Here is a 16,562-nt window from a genome sequence, read left to right as displayed (position 1 = left end):
ATTTAAATACCGTTGAGATAATAAAATCTATCAGGAGCGTATTATGTTTAAAAAACTATCTTTCGATTCAGCAACGGCTAGCCTAGTCGTTGGCGCTGCATTTGTCATTATGGGCACGACACTGCTTGTATCTACGCCAGCTCATGCTAAAGCAGGTGGGCATGGTGGCCCAGGTAAAGGCGGTATGCATAAATTCATGAAAGTTGATACCAACCAAGATGGGATGCTTGATTTAACTGAAATGACAACTGCCGCTCAATTAAAAGCGGAAAAGAAACTAGAACGCGTTGATGCTGACGACAATGGTTCAGTATCGTTTGAAGAATATACAGCAACCCGCCGTGGTGGTGCAGATTTAACCGAATATGCCGAAGACATTATTCAATGTGTAACCGATTTAAAAGAAGAGTTAGGCTCAACGACCATTCAAATTCCTAGTGTTGACGACTTTAAAACCCCACAAGCGCGCTTTGACAGCAAAGACACTAATAGCGACGGCATGATTGACTTAAGCGAAGCGCAAGCAGCCGCAACAGCTAAAGCCACCGAAAAATTTGAAAAGCTGGATGCCGATGAAGACGAGTTAGTAACAAAAACCGAAATTCGCGACCATCACCAACAGTTTAAAGGCACTAAACGCGCCATGAAGCACTGTATAAAAGAAACGCTAAACGACAACATAATGAGTGATGGCTTATAACCAACACTGTTAATCTGGTTTTCATGTTGGCGCTAGTTTTCAGCCTGTTGCAACTGTTACTAGCGCCGTTTTTAAAGGGATTAACTACACCTAAATAGTGGTAGTAAAAGGGATGTTCACAGAATGGATGCTCAAGGAGAAGTACAGCGATGGAGCGCAATTTCTACTGAAAGCAAAGTGACAGCTTATTCGTCGTATTACTGATAATTCGCTACTTAGCCAAGCTTTTCAGTCATTGTAATATTTATGCGTTAAATAAGTAGTTGGTATCTCCTTATTTTAATCAATTGCATAGCCAGCAAAGCTAACTTCCTGCTGAAGTTAGCTTTTTTCATTAGGATAAACGACGGTTACACAAAATCTGTTACAGGGTCATATTTTCGCTTTTAGGCTCCCTTTTCGCGTTCACGCTCCATCTTTTCATTAAATTCTTTCGCTTTATTCTGAATTTTTAAAATATCAATCGAGTGACTATCAGGCTCAACTTCAGGTGCAACTGCATCGTTAGTGAGCCTTGTGTATCGTACTAACAAAACATAAAGCTCTCCATCCAAATGCTTTAATGCATAGCTGTAACCTGATGCCATACTCAAACTCGACAGCTTTTCTTCTCGAAAGCTCATTGATAAAAAGTAATCGCTACGCTCATCAAATGTTTTCGCAGAAATATGTATTACTGGAGAATTATCAATCAAACTACTTTTTGTTGTAACTGTTTTTAGGTAAACACGATTGATGGTCCTATCTTCGAAAAAGTTTAAACTAAGATTTATAGGGGTATTTAAACTTTCATCTTTAGTTAAATTGTAGGTAGTATAAGAGTCACTAAGGCTTGGTGTTAAGTCATTTTTTATTGCCTCAGACAAAACATCGGACGCTAGCGCCTTTACTGATAGCAATGCATTATCATTTAATTTTACTAGCCTATGCCTCACTATGTGGTGAGCCGTTTCATTATACTTTAACACTTCACGATACAACTTTTGCTGAGCATCGCTAAGTGTACCGACGCCCTCTTCAACGGCTATAAATGCTTCAGCTAGATAGCCTCCTCTGTCACATACGTTCCTATCCAAACAAGCGGCATCTTTTGCCAACAGTGTATGACTAACTAACACAAGAGTTATTAAGTAGTATTTCATTCAATTTCCTTAAAAGTGAATTTATTTTGACTGCTATGTAAATGAACCAGTTAACTTACTACTTCTGATACGTTCAATTTAACTCCCAAAGGAATCCCCAACATTACCTTCAAACAAAGAAACTTTAAATAAAAATACTTTTTATTTTCACTAGCCCTAAACTAATTTGCCAGAACTAATCTCAGACACCATTAATGCCTGTAAAAATAACATTACTAATAATAAGGAAAATCGATTATTAACGAAGAATAAAAAACGCCAGCTGCTGTGTAATCCAACAAATAATCCTGTATAGTCGCGCCGAAAAATACGCCCTCCCTTTATAGCAATAACAACATAAGTACATAAAAATATGATGAATATGGTTGAAATATTTTTATTATCCATTGCCGTACTGGCATTGCTCAGCATTGTTTTTGAAGAAGTGACACACATTAACAAAGCTAAAACTACGTTATTCTTTGGTTGTATCGCATGGATAACATTATTCGTGACCAGCAATCCAAGCCAACACCCCCACATCAATCACAGCTTAGAAGAAAACCTGCTAGAAATAGCAACACTGTGGTTATTTTTAATGTCGACCATGACGTTTGTTGCATACCTAAACGCCAAGGGCGTCATTCAAATGGCAGTGCAGCGACTTTTTCCTGCTAAAACCACCACTAAAAAGCTAATGATTTGGGTTGCCTTGTTTTCGTTAGTAATGTCGGCAATCTGCGACAATGTTACCGCTACACTGGTCTCTCTTACGTTGTTACAAACCTTTAATATTGACGCTAAAACCAAGTTGAAAATGGCTATTTTAGTGGTTTTTTCGGTTAACTCAGGTGGTGTTGCATTAATTACCGGCGATGTAACCACATTAATGATTTTCCTTGATGGGCATGTACAAATGTCTCAGCTGTTTTTATTGTTAATCCCTGCGGCGCTAAGCGTACTCTTTTTAGCCATTATCTTTTCGTTTGGCGCAAAAGGTGTAGTGGTTACGCAACCTGCAAAGCACAATGTTGAAACCGTGGATATTTTAATTGCCGTGATTTTCTTTAGCACTATCGTTTTAACCATGCTGATGAATGTATTGTTTGGCGTACCGCCAGTGCTTACCTTTTTAACGGGCTTATCAGTCATGTTTTTAGTTGGCCGAATTTACCGTACCGACAAAGAAGAAAGCCAAATTTTAGAGTATATTCGCCAAATTGAGTACGACACTCTACTGTTTTTCTTAGGCATTTTATTACTTGTTGGGATGTTAAAAGAAATCGGCGTACTTCACCTTGTTACTGAACTTTACGCGCAGTTCGACCCTATGTTTTCTAGCTATGCCGCAGGCATGGGCTCAGCGTTATTAGACAATGTACCGCTTACCGCAGCCCTACTTAAAGCTCAGCCAATGTTATCAACACCACAATGGTTAGCCTTAACCTATGCGGTTGGTGTGGGAGGTTCATTATTAGTTATCGGCTCTGCCGCCGGGATTATTGCCATGAGCAAAATGAAGGAGATTACTTTCTTATCATACTCAAAATATATTCCCGCTTTGCTTGCCGCTTACACACTAGGTTATGGCTTAACGGTAGTATTGGCGAATTATATTTATTTGTAGACTGATACACTTTGCATACGCCTTGTAAGAATACAGCGAGGATGACTGTATTCTTACAGCGGTAACATTAGCTAATGTTCTGCCCGCATGGATGGGTTAATGTGTATTTAACATCACCATCATCATTAACGCTCCCCCGATGCCAACCTTGGGTTTTGTAAAAAGCATCGGCTCGGGTGTTTGGCTCTGTCCATAAGTTAATTGCTTCTTTACCTAATTGAAATAACCATTCTGCGGCAAGATTAATTAACTGCTTTCCAATGCCGCGTCCTTCATATTCGGGTAATACAAACAGTGCCCAAATTGCAGACTCCACTTTATCAGCGTAACTAAAGCCCACGACTTTTCCTTCTAACTCGCACACCCAACCCGCTCCTAATTTTTCTAAGTAATCTTCATACATTTGAGGTGTAACACGGTCATGGTTTATTAACACGTTTTCCTTAACAGCCAGCCTGATGGCAGACATCTCTGCAATATCGTGTAATTTTGCTCTGCGAAATATCACTTAACCTTCCTTTAATTTCCTATTAAATATGCACTTTCCTATTCTTAGCCACATTTATTTATGTGTGGATTGATAAAAAATACTAACGTCATTTATTAATATCATTTACCCTAGACAACTTACCTGCAGCTAAGAATACAAAATAGTAAATCATGAAAATAAAATCGCCAAATCTCCTTGCTTATTCAACCTTGTCACTTTCTATTATTGCTTTATGTTCACTCAGCCTAACGAGTGTAAATGCTTCAGCTGCAAGTGTATTTGTCAGTGCTGGGCAAACAGAGCTGTCGGCCGATGTTGGTGAAAAAGTAGTTAATTTCAAGCCTCGCGGTTCAAGCTTATCGATGTCATTTGAGCCAAGCGAAAATTGGTCTCTTAATGTTTATTTAAGCCAATATAGTGACGATGCAGACCTGACTTTGGATAATAGCCTGCCAACGCAAGCCGATTACAACGAAGACAGCTACGGGCTTTCAACAACCTATTTTAACGAACAATGGTCTTATCAACTCGGTTACTCGGTTTATCAAGACGACTTAATATTATCTAACCGAAAGCATGAACCATTTAAGGAAGACACTCGTGCGCCATCATATTTCGGTAGTGTGGGGTATAGCTGGATAGGTGAAGATAGCAATTCGTCACCATTTGGTGATACAACACTACAAAGCAGCACTTACCATAGTATTTCAGCGGGCCTGCAATACAGTGACTGGGAGCAACATCAAGTACGCTTTGCACCGCCACAACACCCGCCACGTTTAATGCCACCTCAATCGTTTGACAATAAAGGCAATAATTTATACGTAGATCTGAGTTATGACTTTTCTTTATACAACCCGTTATCATCTGATGCTGGTATTGTTTGGGGAGCAGCCCTATCTTGGCATTATTTAATTTCAGGGGAGTCTAACTTAATCGCCATTAACGGTAGAAGCATTAATCAAATTGTTAGCCGCTTACCCAAAAATAGCCGCACTACAAATTTCATAAATAGTACGCGCGCCTCGTCATCAGGTAGTAGCTATGGCGTTGTCGCAAGTTATATCTCATTCGAGCTAAACAAAAACTGGACGGTTGAATTTGAAGTATCCTCAAGCATTGCTGGGGATAACGATACACAGGCTGGATCAATATCTGTTGGCTATACTTTCTAACGTACCTACAGCTAAGTGACATAATCAGGCGGTACTTAATTTAGGGTAAAAATTAAAGGCAAAAATCAGAACTCAACAAATACGGAGCGCTGCTATGACTACCACATCTTCAACTACGTCTTACCGCATCGAAACAGACAGCTTAGGCGACGTTAAAGTACCCAAGTCAGCGCTCTACCAAGCCCAAACCCAACGTGCAGTAGATAACTTCAACTTTACGCCACGCACTATGCCATCGCTGTTTATTATGGCGTTAGCTTACATCAAACAAGCCGCAGCACAGGCAAATGGCGAGCTAGATTGCATTACATCATCCCATGCAGACTTAATTAGTAAAGCATGCGATGAAATACTTGCTGGCAATCATTTAGATCAGTTCCCGGTTCACGTATTTCAAACAGGTTCGGGCACTAGCAGTAATATGAACATGAATGAAGTGTTAGCGTCCTTAGCTAATCAACTTAGCGGTGCTAGTAGCAAAGGTGTTAATGACAAGGGTAATAACCAAGTACACCCGAATGATCATGTAAATTACGGACAAAGTAGTAACGACGTTATCCCAACCGCAGTGCAACTATCGGTGCTACTTTGCTTGCAGCAGAAACTTTTTCCTGCTTTACAACAATTATCTAAAACCCTTTCAACCCTTGCCACGCAATATCAAGCCATCATCAAAACGGGTCGCACCCACTTAATGGATGCAATGCCCTTGTCATTAGGCGACGAATTTAATACTTGGCGTCATCAAATTGAAGAAAGCCATACTCGAATACAGTCAAGTATTACAAGGCTAAGCGAATTGCCGATTGGTGGAACAGCTATTGGCACAGGTATTAACAGTGATAAGCGTTTTGCTGACTGCGTGATTAAACACCTTCAACACAATACAAAAACTGAACTCGCACGTTGTAGTAACCTCGCTTCAAGAATAAGTTCGCAAGATCCAAGCTTAGAAGTACATGGGCAATTAAAGGTACTAGCAACGGTTTTAATGAAACACGCCAATGACTTACGTTGGATGAACTCTGGCCCAAATTGTGGTTTAGCCGAAATTCAGCTTAAAGCTCTTCAGCCTGGTTCATCTATCATGCCCGGTAAGGTAAATCCTGTTATTCCGGAAGCTATTAGCATGATGTGCGCTGAGGTTATGGGAAACGATACAACACTGACTATTGCAAACCAGTCAGGCAATTTTCAACTGAATGTAATGCTGCCAATTATCTGCGATAAGCTTATTGGCTCAATCCAGTTATTAAGTGACTGCTGTAACGCTATGGCTGATAAGGCATTAAGCGACCTTAATGTAAACGAGCAAACATTAGCACAACAAGTATCAAGAAATCCTATATTAGTCACAGCTTTAAATCCCATTATTGGCTATGAACTTGCCGCAAAAATTGCAAAAACAGCCTATAAGGATGGTCGTAGTGTCATTGACGTGGCTGAGGAAATGACCGAGTTAAATAAAACTGAACTTGAGCGCCTACTCTCTCCTGAAAAACTGGCTAAACCGTTTGATTTATAAAAATTAAAAGGTTTAGCCCTCAGCAACAATCTGCTATAAAGTGTGAATAAAAAATGGGTTCATGAAAAATGAGACCGACAGTAATTTTTTACACTTAACATTCATTAAAAGGCTTTCTTATGTTACTGACCATGTTCAGTATGGTATTACTTACCTTTGCGGTGGGCTGTATCACTCTTTATATTCGCTTCACGAGCGTTAAAAAGCGTGATGTTTCAATAAAGTATTTTCAACTTATGCATGATAATAATGGCAAGCAAATACCTGATATTGTGGCAAAAACCGGCAATCACTTTAGTAACTTATTTGAAACCCCGGTATTATTTTATGTAGCCGCATCGTTAACCTTAATTATGGGGGTAGAAACGCGTTTAGCGTTAGTGCTAGCATGGCTATATGTCGGGTTTCGCATTATGCATGCTTATATTCACCTAACTTATAACAATGTATTGCACCGTATGTGTGTTTTCTGGTTAAGCTGTTTTTGTATATTGGGTTTGTGGATTAATTTATTACTCAAATTAGATGGGCTTCGTTTATTTTAAATATTTTCAGTCTTCTAAAAATATAACTGAATAGTCGGCAACAACGGAACGCAATACAAGGAGCAGAATCAATGAAAAAAATGAAGAATGAAAAAGAGTTATTAAAAAAAGCATTACAAGTAGGGCAAACCTACGCACAAAACCGACAATATAAACCGTTTAGTGCTACTGATTCTCAAGATCAAAAAATAGAATGTATTTATCGTTTATTAGTTCAAGACAAACTCATTACAGCCTTACCCGCAGAAGAAGAAAACGGTTTGAACATTAAGCGCAGACTAGCAAAGTGGATTGCGGGACAATTACCCAAAGATCACCCTTTGTTGCAGTAATTGTGTAGCACGATTTTAAAAGCAACTCAGCAATATACGTTGCTAACTAAGAGCTGTAGCAGATTCATGAACAGCTCTTAGTACTTACTCTTCTAACATTACAAATTGAAATAGACTTTTATACCACTCAGCGCATTAGTGGTTGCCACAGCGGTAAGAATTAATCCCATGACTCGGCTAACCACACTTGCGCCACTACTACCGATGATGCGATTAATAAAGTTAGAACCTAGCATGAGTAGGTAAACAATTAATAACACTAGCAGCATTACACCCGCAGTTTGCACTTGCTCTAAAATATTAAACTTGGCATTTTCTGTTAATAAAACTGCGGCCAGCATTGCCCCCGGCCCTGCAATAGACGGTACTGCTAATGGAAAAATGGCGGTGTCGTTGTGGTTAGTCGCAAGTTTAACTTCCTCTTCTGGCTTACTTTCACCGAAAATCATTGAAAGCGCAAATAAGAATAAGACAATGCCACCAGCAATTTGAAATGCAGCAAGTGGAATGCCCATCGCGGTTAAAATAAGCTCTCCGGCAACCACAAAAAATAACAAAATAGCTGCTGACACAATGGTAGCGAACAATGCAATTTTACGTTTAGCGGCATCGTCATAGTTCTTGGTCACCGCAATAAACACAGGTACCGTACCAATTGGGTCGATAACTGCGAAGAAGAAAATAAAGGTTGCTACAAAATCAATCATGCCAGTCTCATTTATTAACGGCGAACTTAATTCAGCATGACCGTGAAGTTAGAAACTGTCAATAAAGCTGATGATTTTATTAAAGAAACATTAAGTATGTATGAGATACGAATCAGTGCGGAACACAACTAAACTTTACCACATGATTAGTTAGTGTCTTCTAGGTCGTTTTTGCTTATGCTGCTTATTTTTTTGATGCTGGCGCTGCGATTTATTTTTCTTTGCATGTTTATACTGTTCGCGCAAATTACGCTGTTTATCGGCAGGCATCGATTTGAACGCATCCATTGCGCTGCGTAACTTTTTTTGTTTTTCAGGTGGCATCGCCTTAAACTTTTTAAACTGATGTTTAAGTGTTGCTTGTTTTTCTGGTGATAACCTTTGCCATTGATTAAAACGCTCCATAACAGCATTGCGCTGCGGCGCATCCATCTTTATCCACCGCTGAGCACCTATAGCCAACTTTTCGCGCTTAGCGGCAGGTAATGCGTCCCATTGACCAGAAAACTGCTTTAATACCTGTTGCTGCTCATTACTTAGCGTCTTCCATTCAACTGCAAATACGCTGTTAGCAAACAAACTACTCACCAATACAAGAAGCAGTACAATTAAGCGACTTAACATGCTCATTTTTGCTGCTCCTTTTCTTTAGTTGTGGTTACTTTGCCTTGGCTACTGTTATTCTTGTCAGTTAAGTCGATTGGCCCTACAAGCTTTCCATCGACTTCATCTAACTCAGCAAGGTATTCCAAAAACGCCATGCTTGGCATTTGATTAGCGTTTTCGTTAATTTCAGTGGCTACTTCAGTTTTTGTTGGTTTGGTTGTTGGTTTTGTCGTTAGTTTTGGCTCAGTTATTTTGGATTTATCTTTTTCATGTGCAGGGCGTTTCGCTTTATTATCGACGGCTTCATTATCGAGGGCTTTGTTGTCAGCAACGTCACTATCTATGCTGCTGTCGAATACAGCTCCAGTTGAATGAGAAAACGCAAACACTGACAGTGGCAATGTGCTCATGGATGAATAGAAACAACATAGCATGCTAAAGCACCCTACCTTCTTGATCAGTATTTTGTTGTTCCGACAACCAGTCAGCAAATTCTAAGTCCTGTAACAATGCCAAATCTTCTAACGGCAATTCTTCTTCCACTAATTCAGCAGGTAACTGAGGAATAGTGTCGACATGAGAAGCTGCAATATTATCTTCACTGAAAGATGAGGGTGGAAGAGAGTGCTGCTCGCCAAGCTGGTAGTGTACTAAGATCCCCAAACAAACCGCAAGTGTTACTGGTGTCATATTTTTCAACGTTAAGCTGCTTTGTAATGTATGTAGTATTCCCCTTTTAGGTTGCTGAGTTAAATATGCATTTAGCGCCTTAACACGTACAGCCTGAATATCCTTTTCCACATTTTGTGACATAGTCTGGGTGCTGGCGTTTAGTGCATTATTCGCAGCACTTAGCACATCTTGCTCGGTAGTTAGTTGTGGTCTCGCCTTTTGCTTCTGCTCTGTGTTAGATGGCCTGTTCATGCTTCGCCTCCAATAACGCCTTTATTTTGGTTACTGCTCTGAAGTAATGCGTCTTTACACTTCCCTGCGAGCAGCCCATCACCTCAGCCGTTTCAGCCACCGACATTCCCTCCCAACTACGCAATAAGAAGCACTGTTGCTGCTTAACCGGTAACTGCTTAATTTGCGCTAACACTGCTTCCTGTTGTTGTGCAAGTACTAACTCTTGTTCGGGCTGATCACTTCCATCTTCGTCCGGTGCTTGCCACTCTTCTTGCGTTTCATCATCACTATTACGCCAAAAGAACAGCATGTTTTTTACTTTTTGCTGTCGATGCCAGTCTCTTACTTTGTTTTGTAAAATTTTATAAAACAACGCTTTCCACTCTGTCGCTGGCTTGTCTTGATATTTCGTTACTAACTTAATCATGCTGTCTTGCAATAAGTCGATGGCATCGGCGTGCCCACCAGTCGCAAACTCGGCAAACCGATAAGCTTTTTTTTCAATATAGCTTAAAAACTCCGCCATGGTCTGCCACTCCAACTGCTGCGGAGCCTGCTCATTCATGTCAGCGCTACTGCTTGTTACATCACTTGCAGTATCGTGTGTTTTCGCTGCTTCGTTAGCAGAACTCAATTGCATTTTAAGCGCTAAACTTTCGGCTCAATAGATTACATTTAATAAATGCAGTACACCTAAACTTATTCAATTTGTTCACTGCACTTTCCTATATTATTTAAATGCACCACTAGATTAAACTCCTAATAATTGTAGCGTTAGCCTGTAGCATTAGCGCTTATTTTCATGCTGTTCTACTACTACAACGTTTCAACATTCATTTGGTTGACATCAAAATAAAAAATTTTAGCTTTTTAAATATTGATGATGAAACGCTAAGTGCTCATCAATATAACTAGCAATAAAAAAGTAACTGTGATCATAGCCAGGTTGCATCCGGATTTCTGCACTCACTCCCGCAGTTTCGCACGCTTGTTGCAAATTATTGAAGTTTAACTGTTCTGCTAAAAATTCATCTGCATCACCTTGATCAACTAACATTGGCAAGGCCATACCTTTTTGCTTAATAAGCTCGCAGCTGTCGTATTCTGTCCAGTCCGCTTTTTTATCACCTAAATACAGCCCGAATGCTTTATGTCCCCATGGGCATTGCGAGGGATTGGCAATAGGTGCAAACGCCGACACGCTAGTATAATTGTTGGGATTTTTTATGGCACAAATTAACGCTCCGTGCCCTCCCATAGAATGACCACTAATCGCTTGTTTATGGTTAACAGGAAAGTTTTCTTTAATAAGGCGGGGCAATTCATCCACTACATAGTCATACATATTGTAATGCTTCGACCAAGGCTGCTGTGTTGCGTTAACATAAAATCCTGCGCCCTTGCCTATGTCCCAACTCTCTTTAACATCTGGCACCTCGTCGCCACGAGGGGAGGTGTCTGGAGCAACGATCGCTATACCCAGCTGCGATGCTAGTTTTTGTGCCCCCGCTTTCTGTATAAAGTTCTCGTCGGTACATGTTAACCCTGATAACCAATACAGCACAGGCACTTGGTTTTGCTCAGATGCGCCAGAAGGTAAAAATACCGAAAATGTCATCTCGCATTGAGTTGATGAAGAAAAATGGCGGTAGCGTAGTTGCTTACCATCACAACACTTATTTTCTGAAACTAACGTTAGTTCGCTCATGATTAGTCCTTTTGAAATGCTCTAAACGGCACCACTTACTCGTTAATGAAACCAAGTAAGTGGCTAAATGGATTGTTTTGCAGTTTATTTATCGAATAGTACAACCGAGCGAATGCTTTCTCCTTTGTGCATTAAATCGAACGCACGATTAATATCTTCCAGCGGCATCGTATGAGTCACGAAGTCCTCTAACGGGAACTCACCATTTAAGTAGCGTTCAACATAATCAGGTAATTGACTACGACCTTTTACTCCACCAAATGCTGAGCCACGCCATACTCGCCCTGTCACGAGTTGAAATGGCCTCGTCGCAATTTCCTGACCTGCTCCTGCAACACCAATAATAACCGACTCGCCCCAGCCTTTATGACAACACTCAAGTGCAGAACGCATGGTATTTACGTTACCAATACACTCAAATGAGTAATCGACACCACCGTCAGTTAGGTCAACAATAACTTCCTGAATTGACGCATCATAATCTTTTGGATTAATACACTCGGTGGCGCCAAATTTTTTCGCCATTTCAAATTTATCTTCATTAATATCAATGGCGATGATGCGCTCTGCTTGAGCCATTTGAGCACCAAGAATAACTGATAAACCAATACCACCTAAACCAAATACAGCAACCGTTGAGCCTGGCTCTACCTTCGCGGTATGTTTAACCGCACCCATGCCAGTTGTTACCCCACACCCCAGCAAACACACTTTGTCTAGTGGTGCGGTTTTATTAATTTTGGCGACGGCGATTTCTGGTAACACGGTATATTCAGAAAAGGTTGAAGTGCCCATGTAGTGATATAGGGTTTTACCATTAATTGAAAAGCGTGACGTGCCATCAGGCATAACGCCTTTACCTTGGGTCGCACGAATGGCCTGACAAAGATTCGTTTTGCCACTTTTACAAAACTTACATTCGCCGCACTCTGGGGTGTATAACGGAATGACATGATCGCCAGGAGCAACACTTGTTACACCAGCGCCTACTTCCATCACTATACCGCCTCCTTCATGGCCTAACACACTAGGAAAAATCCCCTCAGGATCATCGCCTGATAACGTAAACGCATCGGTGTGACACACGCCCGTCGCCACTATTTTTACTAGTACTTCACCCGCTTTTGGTGGCGCCACTTGAATTGTTTCAATTTGTAGTGGCTTGCCTGCTTCATAGGCAACGGCTGCACGCGCTGTGATCATAACAATATCCTTAGTTTTTAATGTTTTATTAGTTTATATATTTTGCCATTGGTGCTGTCTGTAGCAATGTAAATAGCGCCATCAGGTGCCACATTTACATCACGAATTCGCTCACCTAAATCTTTTAACAGTGATGCTTGGCCTACAACTTTATTGCCCTGCATCTTCACCCAGCGTAGTTCTCTATATTTTAGTGCACTCGCTAAATAATCACCGTTTATTTCTGGAAACATATTGCCTTGATAAACTGTTAACGACGATGGCGCAATTGATGGCGTCCAGTCCACAAAAGGCTGCTGCATGCCATCATATTCAGTGTAAGGTGAAATAATAGCGCCAGAATAATCACGACCGTAAGTGATAACTGGCCAACCATAGTTTTTTCCGGCTGTAATAATATTAATTTCATCACCACCTTTTGGACCATGCTCGTTCGACACCAACCATTTACGCTGTGCGTCGTACACAATCCCCTGCGGATTACGATGGCCATAGCTCCAAATTTCATCCCGCTTTCCAGCCTGTCCTACAAATGGATTGTCTGTCGGAATAGTGCCATCGTCATTTAAACGGATCATCTTGCCTAGTAAGTTATCCAGCTTTTGTGCTTCTTCGCGATAATCAAAGCCATCACCAGAGGTCAGTACCAACGTGTTATCCGGTAAAAAAGTGATGCGCCCGCCATAATGCACAGGGGTATCTTTCATTGGAGAAACAGTAAATAACGTTTGTACATCAACTAATGCGTTATCTTTTAATTTTGCACGAAATAACCGTGTCGCATTTTTATCCGCATCGCCATATGCGTGAGTTAGATAAATCCAACCATTGTTTTTATAATCTGGGTGAAGCACAACATCCATCAAACCGCCTTGGCTACGCACATACGATGCTGGCACATTTTCGACTGGTGCCGATAATTTACCCTGCTCGACAATTCGTAAATTGCCAGAACGCTCCGTCACTAACAGCCTATTATCAGGCAAAAACGCAATTGCCCAAGGGTGGCTCAGCCCAGACGTTACCTGCACCAGTTTAAATGCAGGAAACGCTTTTGCGTCTAGCATTGGCGCGGCTTGTGGTTTATTGTTTGACTTTGCGGACACAGCTTCTATGTTGAAGAAACTTAATATCACTGTGCACACAATAAGGGCTGTCACAATGGAGCGGTGTTTTATAACGTTTTGCATAAAATTTCTCTCATCAATGTGTTCGCGCTATTATGGTTAAAAGATAAATAGCACTTAACGTTTTACCTATTATTCCCTGATTAGTATAACTAAGTAAACGAGTATCAATGACTTACATTCATAAAAAAACATTATTCGCGTTATTTACCGCGGCGTTTGTTAGCTTCTCTATCGCTAGTGTTTTACATACCCAATTTGTTTTATATCGTTTAACAGCGCTAAATATAAACATTTCATTGAATACTCGTATTAATGCCACTGCGCAAGATTGGCTTGGATTACTTCCTGGTTATGGCGCTATCATTTTACTTGGTTTAGCTGTCGGCTTTATGTGCGTGTACTTTGCTGCCAAAGCAATGTCGAAATACTTAAGCTTACGCATTTCGGCTCATTCTACCGCCTTATATGGCTTTGCTGGAGTATGTAGTTTTATTGCTATGTTTGCCCTAATGCAACCTATACTTAATATAACATTGATAGCAAGTGTACGGTCTGAATTAGGTTATTTGGCTCAATGTGTTGCTGGCGGCATTGGTGGTATTATTTTCGGTAGATTAAGTAAGCCTTAATCTATCTACTATGCTCAACGCTGAACTGAGCTTTACTAATCATTGAGTTAAATTTTAATATTTTGTTAAATTAGCTTTTTCTACTGTCCATTTTATGGGAAACTTCGCCCATGAAAAACAATCCTTCCAACTTACCTTCGCAATCAGCTGCTGAACAGCCGAAATCTGAAGCGTCACAGGTAACGCGCCCTACCATGAAGCAGCGCAGAGAAAAGCGCATGCTTAGCTTTCGACGAAATATGGTAAGAGTGAAGCACGCACTAGCACAAGAAAAGCAAGAAACGCGTGAAATGTTGGCTATCTACAGGAAATATACGCAAGGTAAAGCAAGCAAGGATGAGATGCGCACCGCAAACCAGCAGTTTGTTGATTTGCTTAAGGGCGTTGGATTAGGTATTTTCGCCGTGTTACCTTTTGCTCCCATTACCATACCTATCGCATTAAAATTAGGTCGCTGGGTCGGGGTTGATATTCTCCCGAGTTCCTTTCAAGAAGCTATTGACGATGCTATCGATGAAACCAAGCAAACCTTAACCACTAACACTCAGCAAGCACCTATTATTAAAAACATTGAAGAACAAATTGAAGAAACCATTGCTGTTACCGCTGCTGAAACCATTAGAGAAACAGTACAGCAAACGGTAGAGGAAAAAATTGATGAAACCATTGCAAAAGATGGTAGCCATCACACTACAGCAAGCGTAAAAACCACTACCACCCATGCAATTGATATTAAATCGAACCCTAAAGATGGAAAATCATAACTTGTTATATTTTGGTTGCATTTTGTTCCCACTCTAATCCCGACTGATCTTTTTCGCTTGGTTGGCTAAAACCTTGTGACACTAGTTCAGAATAAATACTGTTATCCATGTTTCTTCCTGTCATTTTCATTGACGTCACAAACTCTGGATAGGCTTCTACACCACACTCTGAATTATCAATCCCTTCCACTTCTTGTTCTAGCGTGACCCTTAGCCCTATCACTTTCTTAATAACGGCCCATACAACCACACTGGTAATAAATACCCAGCCAAAAATAGTCAGTGCTCCCACGAACTGGCCAATAACACTTGCATTCGCATTAGTTAGTGGCACTAACATCAAGCCTAACACTCCCACAACACCATGTACTGAAATCGCACCTACAGGGTCATCAATTTTAAGCTTATCTAAACCAATAATCGAAAAAACAACTACGCCACCACCTATAGCACCAAAAAGTAATGCTTGCCAAGCGGTTGGCGTAACAGGCTCAGCAGTAATAACCACTAGCCCCGCTAATGCTCCGTTTAACACCATGGTAAGATCGGCCTTTTTAAACCAAGCAACACTCACCAATAAAGCTGCGATTGCTCCGCCAGCCGCTGCTGCGTTAGTATTTAAGAAAACCAGAGCGACTGAGTGCGCATTGGCGATATCACCTAGCTTTAACACTGAACCACCGTTAAAACCAAACCAGCCCATCCACAGTATAAATGTACCCAAGGTAGCCAATGGCATATTAGCGCCAGGAATAGCATATACATGGCCATTTTTCCCATACTTACCTTTGCGAGGACCAAGCAGTAATACTCCTGCAAGCGCCGCAGCAGCTCCCGCCATATGAACAATACCAGAGCCGGCAAAATCAGAGAATCCAATCTCAGCTAAACTATATAAGCCTAAGACCTCCTTTCCGCCCCACGTCCAACTGCCTTCCATTGGATAAATAAAGCCGGTAAGCACAACCGTAAATGCTAAAAACGCCCACAATTTCATGCGCTCTGCCACCGCTCCGGAAACAATCGACATTGCCGTAGCAACAAAAACCACCTGAAAGAAAAAGTCAGAAGCAGCAGAGTATATTGCACCACCTTCGATACCCTGCTCCCGTTGAGCAAATTTATCTAACGTAGATGCAGTATCTAATGACTGGATTCCTGATAAAAATAAGCCGCCATCATACATAATGGCGTAGCCACAAATTAAATACATAGTGCAAGAGATGGCAAACAGTGCCACATTTTTTGTTAGAATTTCTGTCGTATTCTTTGCTCTTACCAGCCCTGCTTCTAACATGGCAAAACCAGCGGCCATCCACATCACTAGTGCACCGCAAATTAAAAAATAAAAGGTATCTAACGCAAATTGTAATTGGTAAATATTTTGTTCCATG

18 protein-coding genes and 1 pseudogene are annotated in these 16,562 nt (G+C 40.8%); 8 read left to right on the top strand and 11 right to left on the bottom strand.

Annotated elements, in window-relative coordinates; translation table 11 throughout:
* The first annotated feature begins 43 nt into the window (after nt 1-43).
* On the top strand, nt 44-700 hold the full coding sequence (locus tag HUU81_RS04065) for an EF-hand domain-containing protein (RefSeq protein ID WP_199610992.1): 657 nt from the start codon (nt 44-46) through the stop codon (nt 698-700).
* Between the two features lie 386 nt (nt 701-1,086).
* Here the strand turns inward: HUU81_RS04065 and HUU81_RS04060 are convergent, their stop codons facing one another.
* Entirely contained in the window at nt 1,087-1,842 is a 756-nt protein-coding gene (locus HUU81_RS04060; protein ID WP_199610991.1) for a hypothetical protein, read from the bottom strand.
* A gap of 361 nt (nt 1,843-2,203) precedes the next feature.
* On the opposite strand from HUU81_RS04060, the gene nhaD reads away from it, so the two are divergent.
* On the top strand, nt 2,204-3,448 hold the full coding sequence (nhaD, locus tag HUU81_RS04055) for a sodium:proton antiporter NhaD (RefSeq protein ID WP_199611956.1): 1,245 nt from the start codon (nt 2,204-2,206) through the stop codon (nt 3,446-3,448).
* Nucleotides 3,449-3,515: 67 nt separating this feature from the next.
* Here nhaD and HUU81_RS04050 read toward each other — a convergent pair whose 3' ends face one another.
* Nucleotides 3,516-3,956, bottom strand: a complete 441-nt coding sequence (locus tag HUU81_RS04050) for a GNAT family N-acetyltransferase (RefSeq protein ID WP_199610990.1) — start codon at nt 3,954-3,956, stop codon at nt 3,516-3,518.
* Nucleotides 3,957-4,108: 152 nt separating this feature from the next.
* On the opposite strand from HUU81_RS04050, the gene HUU81_RS04045 reads away from it, so the two are divergent.
* The 4 genes from HUU81_RS04045 (at nt 4,109) to HUU81_RS04030 (ending at nt 7,515) form a co-directional block, all read left to right on the top strand.
* Complete coding sequence (locus HUU81_RS04045) at nt 4,109-5,113, top strand: outer membrane protein assembly factor (RefSeq protein WP_199610989.1); 1,005 nt, start codon at nt 4,109-4,111, stop codon at nt 5,111-5,113.
* A 94-nt stretch (nt 5,114-5,207) separates the two neighbouring features.
* The gene (locus HUU81_RS04040) at nt 5,208-6,638 is read left to right on the top strand and encodes a class II fumarate hydratase (protein WP_199610988.1); all 1,431 of its coding nucleotides are present in this window, start codon (nt 5,208-5,210) and stop codon (nt 6,636-6,638) included.
* 119 nt (nt 6,639-6,757) lie between these two features.
* Nucleotides 6,758-7,183 carry an MAPEG family protein gene (locus HUU81_RS04035; RefSeq protein ID WP_199610987.1) on the top strand — a complete coding sequence of 142 codons (426 nt, stop codon included), beginning with the start codon at nt 6,758-6,760 and terminating at the stop codon, nt 7,181-7,183.
* A gap of 71 nt (nt 7,184-7,254) precedes the next feature.
* Entirely contained in the window at nt 7,255-7,515 is a 261-nt protein-coding gene (locus HUU81_RS04030; protein ID WP_199610986.1) for a DUF5062 family protein, read from the top strand.
* A 98-nt stretch (nt 7,516-7,613) separates the two neighbouring features.
* Here the strand turns inward: HUU81_RS04030 and HUU81_RS04025 are convergent, their stop codons facing one another.
* From HUU81_RS04025 to HUU81_RS03990, 8 genes are all read right to left on the bottom strand, one after another.
* Entirely contained in the window at nt 7,614-8,222 is a 609-nt protein-coding gene (locus tag HUU81_RS04025) for a MarC family protein (RefSeq protein ID WP_199610985.1), read from the bottom strand.
* 150 nt (nt 8,223-8,372) lie between these two features.
* The gene (locus HUU81_RS04020) at nt 8,373-8,852 is read right to left on the bottom strand and encodes a DUF3106 domain-containing protein (RefSeq protein WP_199610984.1); all 480 of its coding nucleotides are present in this window, start codon (nt 8,850-8,852) and stop codon (nt 8,373-8,375) included.
* A complete protein-coding gene (locus HUU81_RS04015; protein WP_199610983.1) occupies nt 8,849-9,262 on the bottom strand; it encodes a hypothetical protein in 414 nt (137 codons plus the stop codon). Before HUU81_RS04015 ends, HUU81_RS04020 begins: the two co-directional genes overlap by 4 nt.
* Before the next feature lies 1 nt (nt 9,263).
* Nucleotides 9,264-9,752: a hypothetical protein gene (locus tag HUU81_RS04010; protein ID WP_199610982.1), complete on the bottom strand. Its 489-nt coding sequence runs from the start codon at nt 9,750-9,752 to the stop codon at nt 9,264-9,266.
* Nucleotides 9,736-10,374, bottom strand: a complete 639-nt coding sequence (locus tag HUU81_RS04005; protein ID WP_199610981.1) for an RNA polymerase sigma factor — start codon at nt 10,372-10,374, stop codon at nt 9,736-9,738. The genes HUU81_RS04010 and HUU81_RS04005 overlap by 17 nt, the downstream gene beginning before the upstream one ends.
* A gap of 222 nt (nt 10,375-10,596) precedes the next feature.
* A complete protein-coding gene (gene fghA, locus HUU81_RS04000) occupies nt 10,597-11,442 on the bottom strand; it encodes an S-formylglutathione hydrolase (protein ID WP_199610980.1) in 846 nt (281 codons plus the stop codon).
* A gap of 84 nt (nt 11,443-11,526) precedes the next feature.
* The gene (locus HUU81_RS03995) at nt 11,527-12,645 is read right to left on the bottom strand and encodes an S-(hydroxymethyl)glutathione dehydrogenase/class III alcohol dehydrogenase (RefSeq protein WP_325071765.1); all 1,119 of its coding nucleotides are present in this window, start codon (nt 12,643-12,645) and stop codon (nt 11,527-11,529) included.
* A gap of 17 nt (nt 12,646-12,662) precedes the next feature.
* The gene (locus HUU81_RS03990; protein ID WP_199610979.1) at nt 12,663-13,835 is read right to left on the bottom strand and encodes a PQQ-dependent sugar dehydrogenase; all 1,173 of its coding nucleotides are present in this window, start codon (nt 13,833-13,835) and stop codon (nt 12,663-12,665) included.
* 107 nt (nt 13,836-13,942) lie between these two features.
* Between HUU81_RS03990 and HUU81_RS03985 the strand changes: the two genes are divergently transcribed.
* Entirely contained in the window at nt 13,943-14,404 is a 462-nt protein-coding gene (locus HUU81_RS03985; protein ID WP_199610978.1) for a hypothetical protein, read from the top strand.
* A 194-nt stretch (nt 14,405-14,598) separates the two neighbouring features.
* Nucleotides 14,599-14,892: pseudogene (locus HUU81_RS17560) on the top strand (hypothetical protein); the annotation flags it as partial.
* A gap of 280 nt (nt 14,893-15,172) precedes the next feature.
* Here HUU81_RS17560 and HUU81_RS03975 read toward each other — a convergent pair.
* Nucleotides 15,173-16,561, bottom strand: coding sequence for an ammonium transporter (locus tag HUU81_RS03975; RefSeq protein WP_199610977.1), 1,389 nt, complete (start codon nt 16,559-16,561; stop codon nt 15,173-15,175).
* Nucleotide 16,562 lies beyond the last annotated feature (1 nt).

Source organism: Flocculibacter collagenilyticus (assembly GCF_016469335.1).
Taxonomy (GTDB): domain Bacteria; phylum Pseudomonadota; class Gammaproteobacteria; order Enterobacterales; family Alteromonadaceae; genus Flocculibacter; species Flocculibacter collagenilyticus.
The sequence above is the reverse complement of the archived record's forward strand: the minus strand, read 5'-3'. Positions and strand labels throughout refer to the sequence as shown.

What these genes read in the sequence shown, in the direction of transcription:
- HUU81_RS04065 (WP_199610992.1), top strand. Translation starts at nt 44, where the DNA reads ATGTTTAAAAAACTATCTTTCGATTCAGCAACGGCTAGCCTAGTCGTT.
- HUU81_RS04060 (WP_199610991.1), bottom strand. Translation starts at nt 1,842, where the DNA reads ATGAAATACTACTTAATAACTCTTGTGTTAGTTAGTCATACACTGTTG.
- nhaD (WP_199611956.1), top strand. Translation starts at nt 2,204, where the DNA reads ATGGTTGAAATATTTTTATTATCCATTGCCGTACTGGCATTGCTCAGC.
- HUU81_RS04045 (WP_199610989.1), top strand. Translation starts at nt 4,109, where the DNA reads ATGAAAATAAAATCGCCAAATCTCCTTGCTTATTCAACCTTGTCACTT.
- HUU81_RS04040 (WP_199610988.1), top strand. Translation starts at nt 5,208, where the DNA reads ATGACTACCACATCTTCAACTACGTCTTACCGCATCGAAACAGACAGC.
- HUU81_RS04035 (WP_199610987.1), top strand. Translation starts at nt 6,758, where the DNA reads ATGTTACTGACCATGTTCAGTATGGTATTACTTACCTTTGCGGTGGGC.
- HUU81_RS04030 (WP_199610986.1), top strand. Translation starts at nt 7,255, where the DNA reads ATGAAAAAAATGAAGAATGAAAAAGAGTTATTAAAAAAAGCATTACAA.
- HUU81_RS04025 (WP_199610985.1), bottom strand. Translation starts at nt 8,222, where the DNA reads ATGATTGATTTTGTAGCAACCTTTATTTTCTTCTTCGCAGTTATCGAC.
- HUU81_RS04020 (WP_199610984.1), bottom strand. Translation starts at nt 8,852, where the DNA reads ATGAGCATGTTAAGTCGCTTAATTGTACTGCTTCTTGTATTGGTGAGT.
- HUU81_RS04015 (WP_199610983.1), bottom strand. Translation starts at nt 9,262, where the DNA reads ATGCTATGTTGTTTCTATTCATCCATGAGCACATTGCCACTGTCAGTG.
- HUU81_RS04010 (WP_199610982.1), bottom strand. Translation starts at nt 9,752, where the DNA reads ATGAACAGGCCATCTAACACAGAGCAGAAGCAAAAGGCGAGACCACAA.
- HUU81_RS04005 (WP_199610981.1), bottom strand. Translation starts at nt 10,374, where the DNA reads ATGCAATTGAGTTCTGCTAACGAAGCAGCGAAAACACACGATACTGCA.
- fghA (WP_199610980.1), bottom strand. Translation starts at nt 11,442, where the DNA reads ATGAGCGAACTAACGTTAGTTTCAGAAAATAAGTGTTGTGATGGTAAG.
- HUU81_RS03995 (WP_325071765.1), bottom strand. Translation starts at nt 12,645, where the DNA reads ATGATCACAGCGCGTGCAGCCGTTGCCTATGAAGCAGGCAAGCCACTA.
- HUU81_RS03990 (WP_199610979.1), bottom strand. Translation starts at nt 13,835, where the DNA reads ATGCAAAACGTTATAAAACACCGCTCCATTGTGACAGCCCTTATTGTG.
- HUU81_RS03985 (WP_199610978.1), top strand. Translation starts at nt 13,943, where the DNA reads ATGACTTACATTCATAAAAAAACATTATTCGCGTTATTTACCGCGGCG.
- HUU81_RS03975 (WP_199610977.1), bottom strand. Translation starts at nt 16,561, where the DNA reads ATGGAACAAAATATTTACCAATTACAATTTGCGTTAGATACCTTTTAT.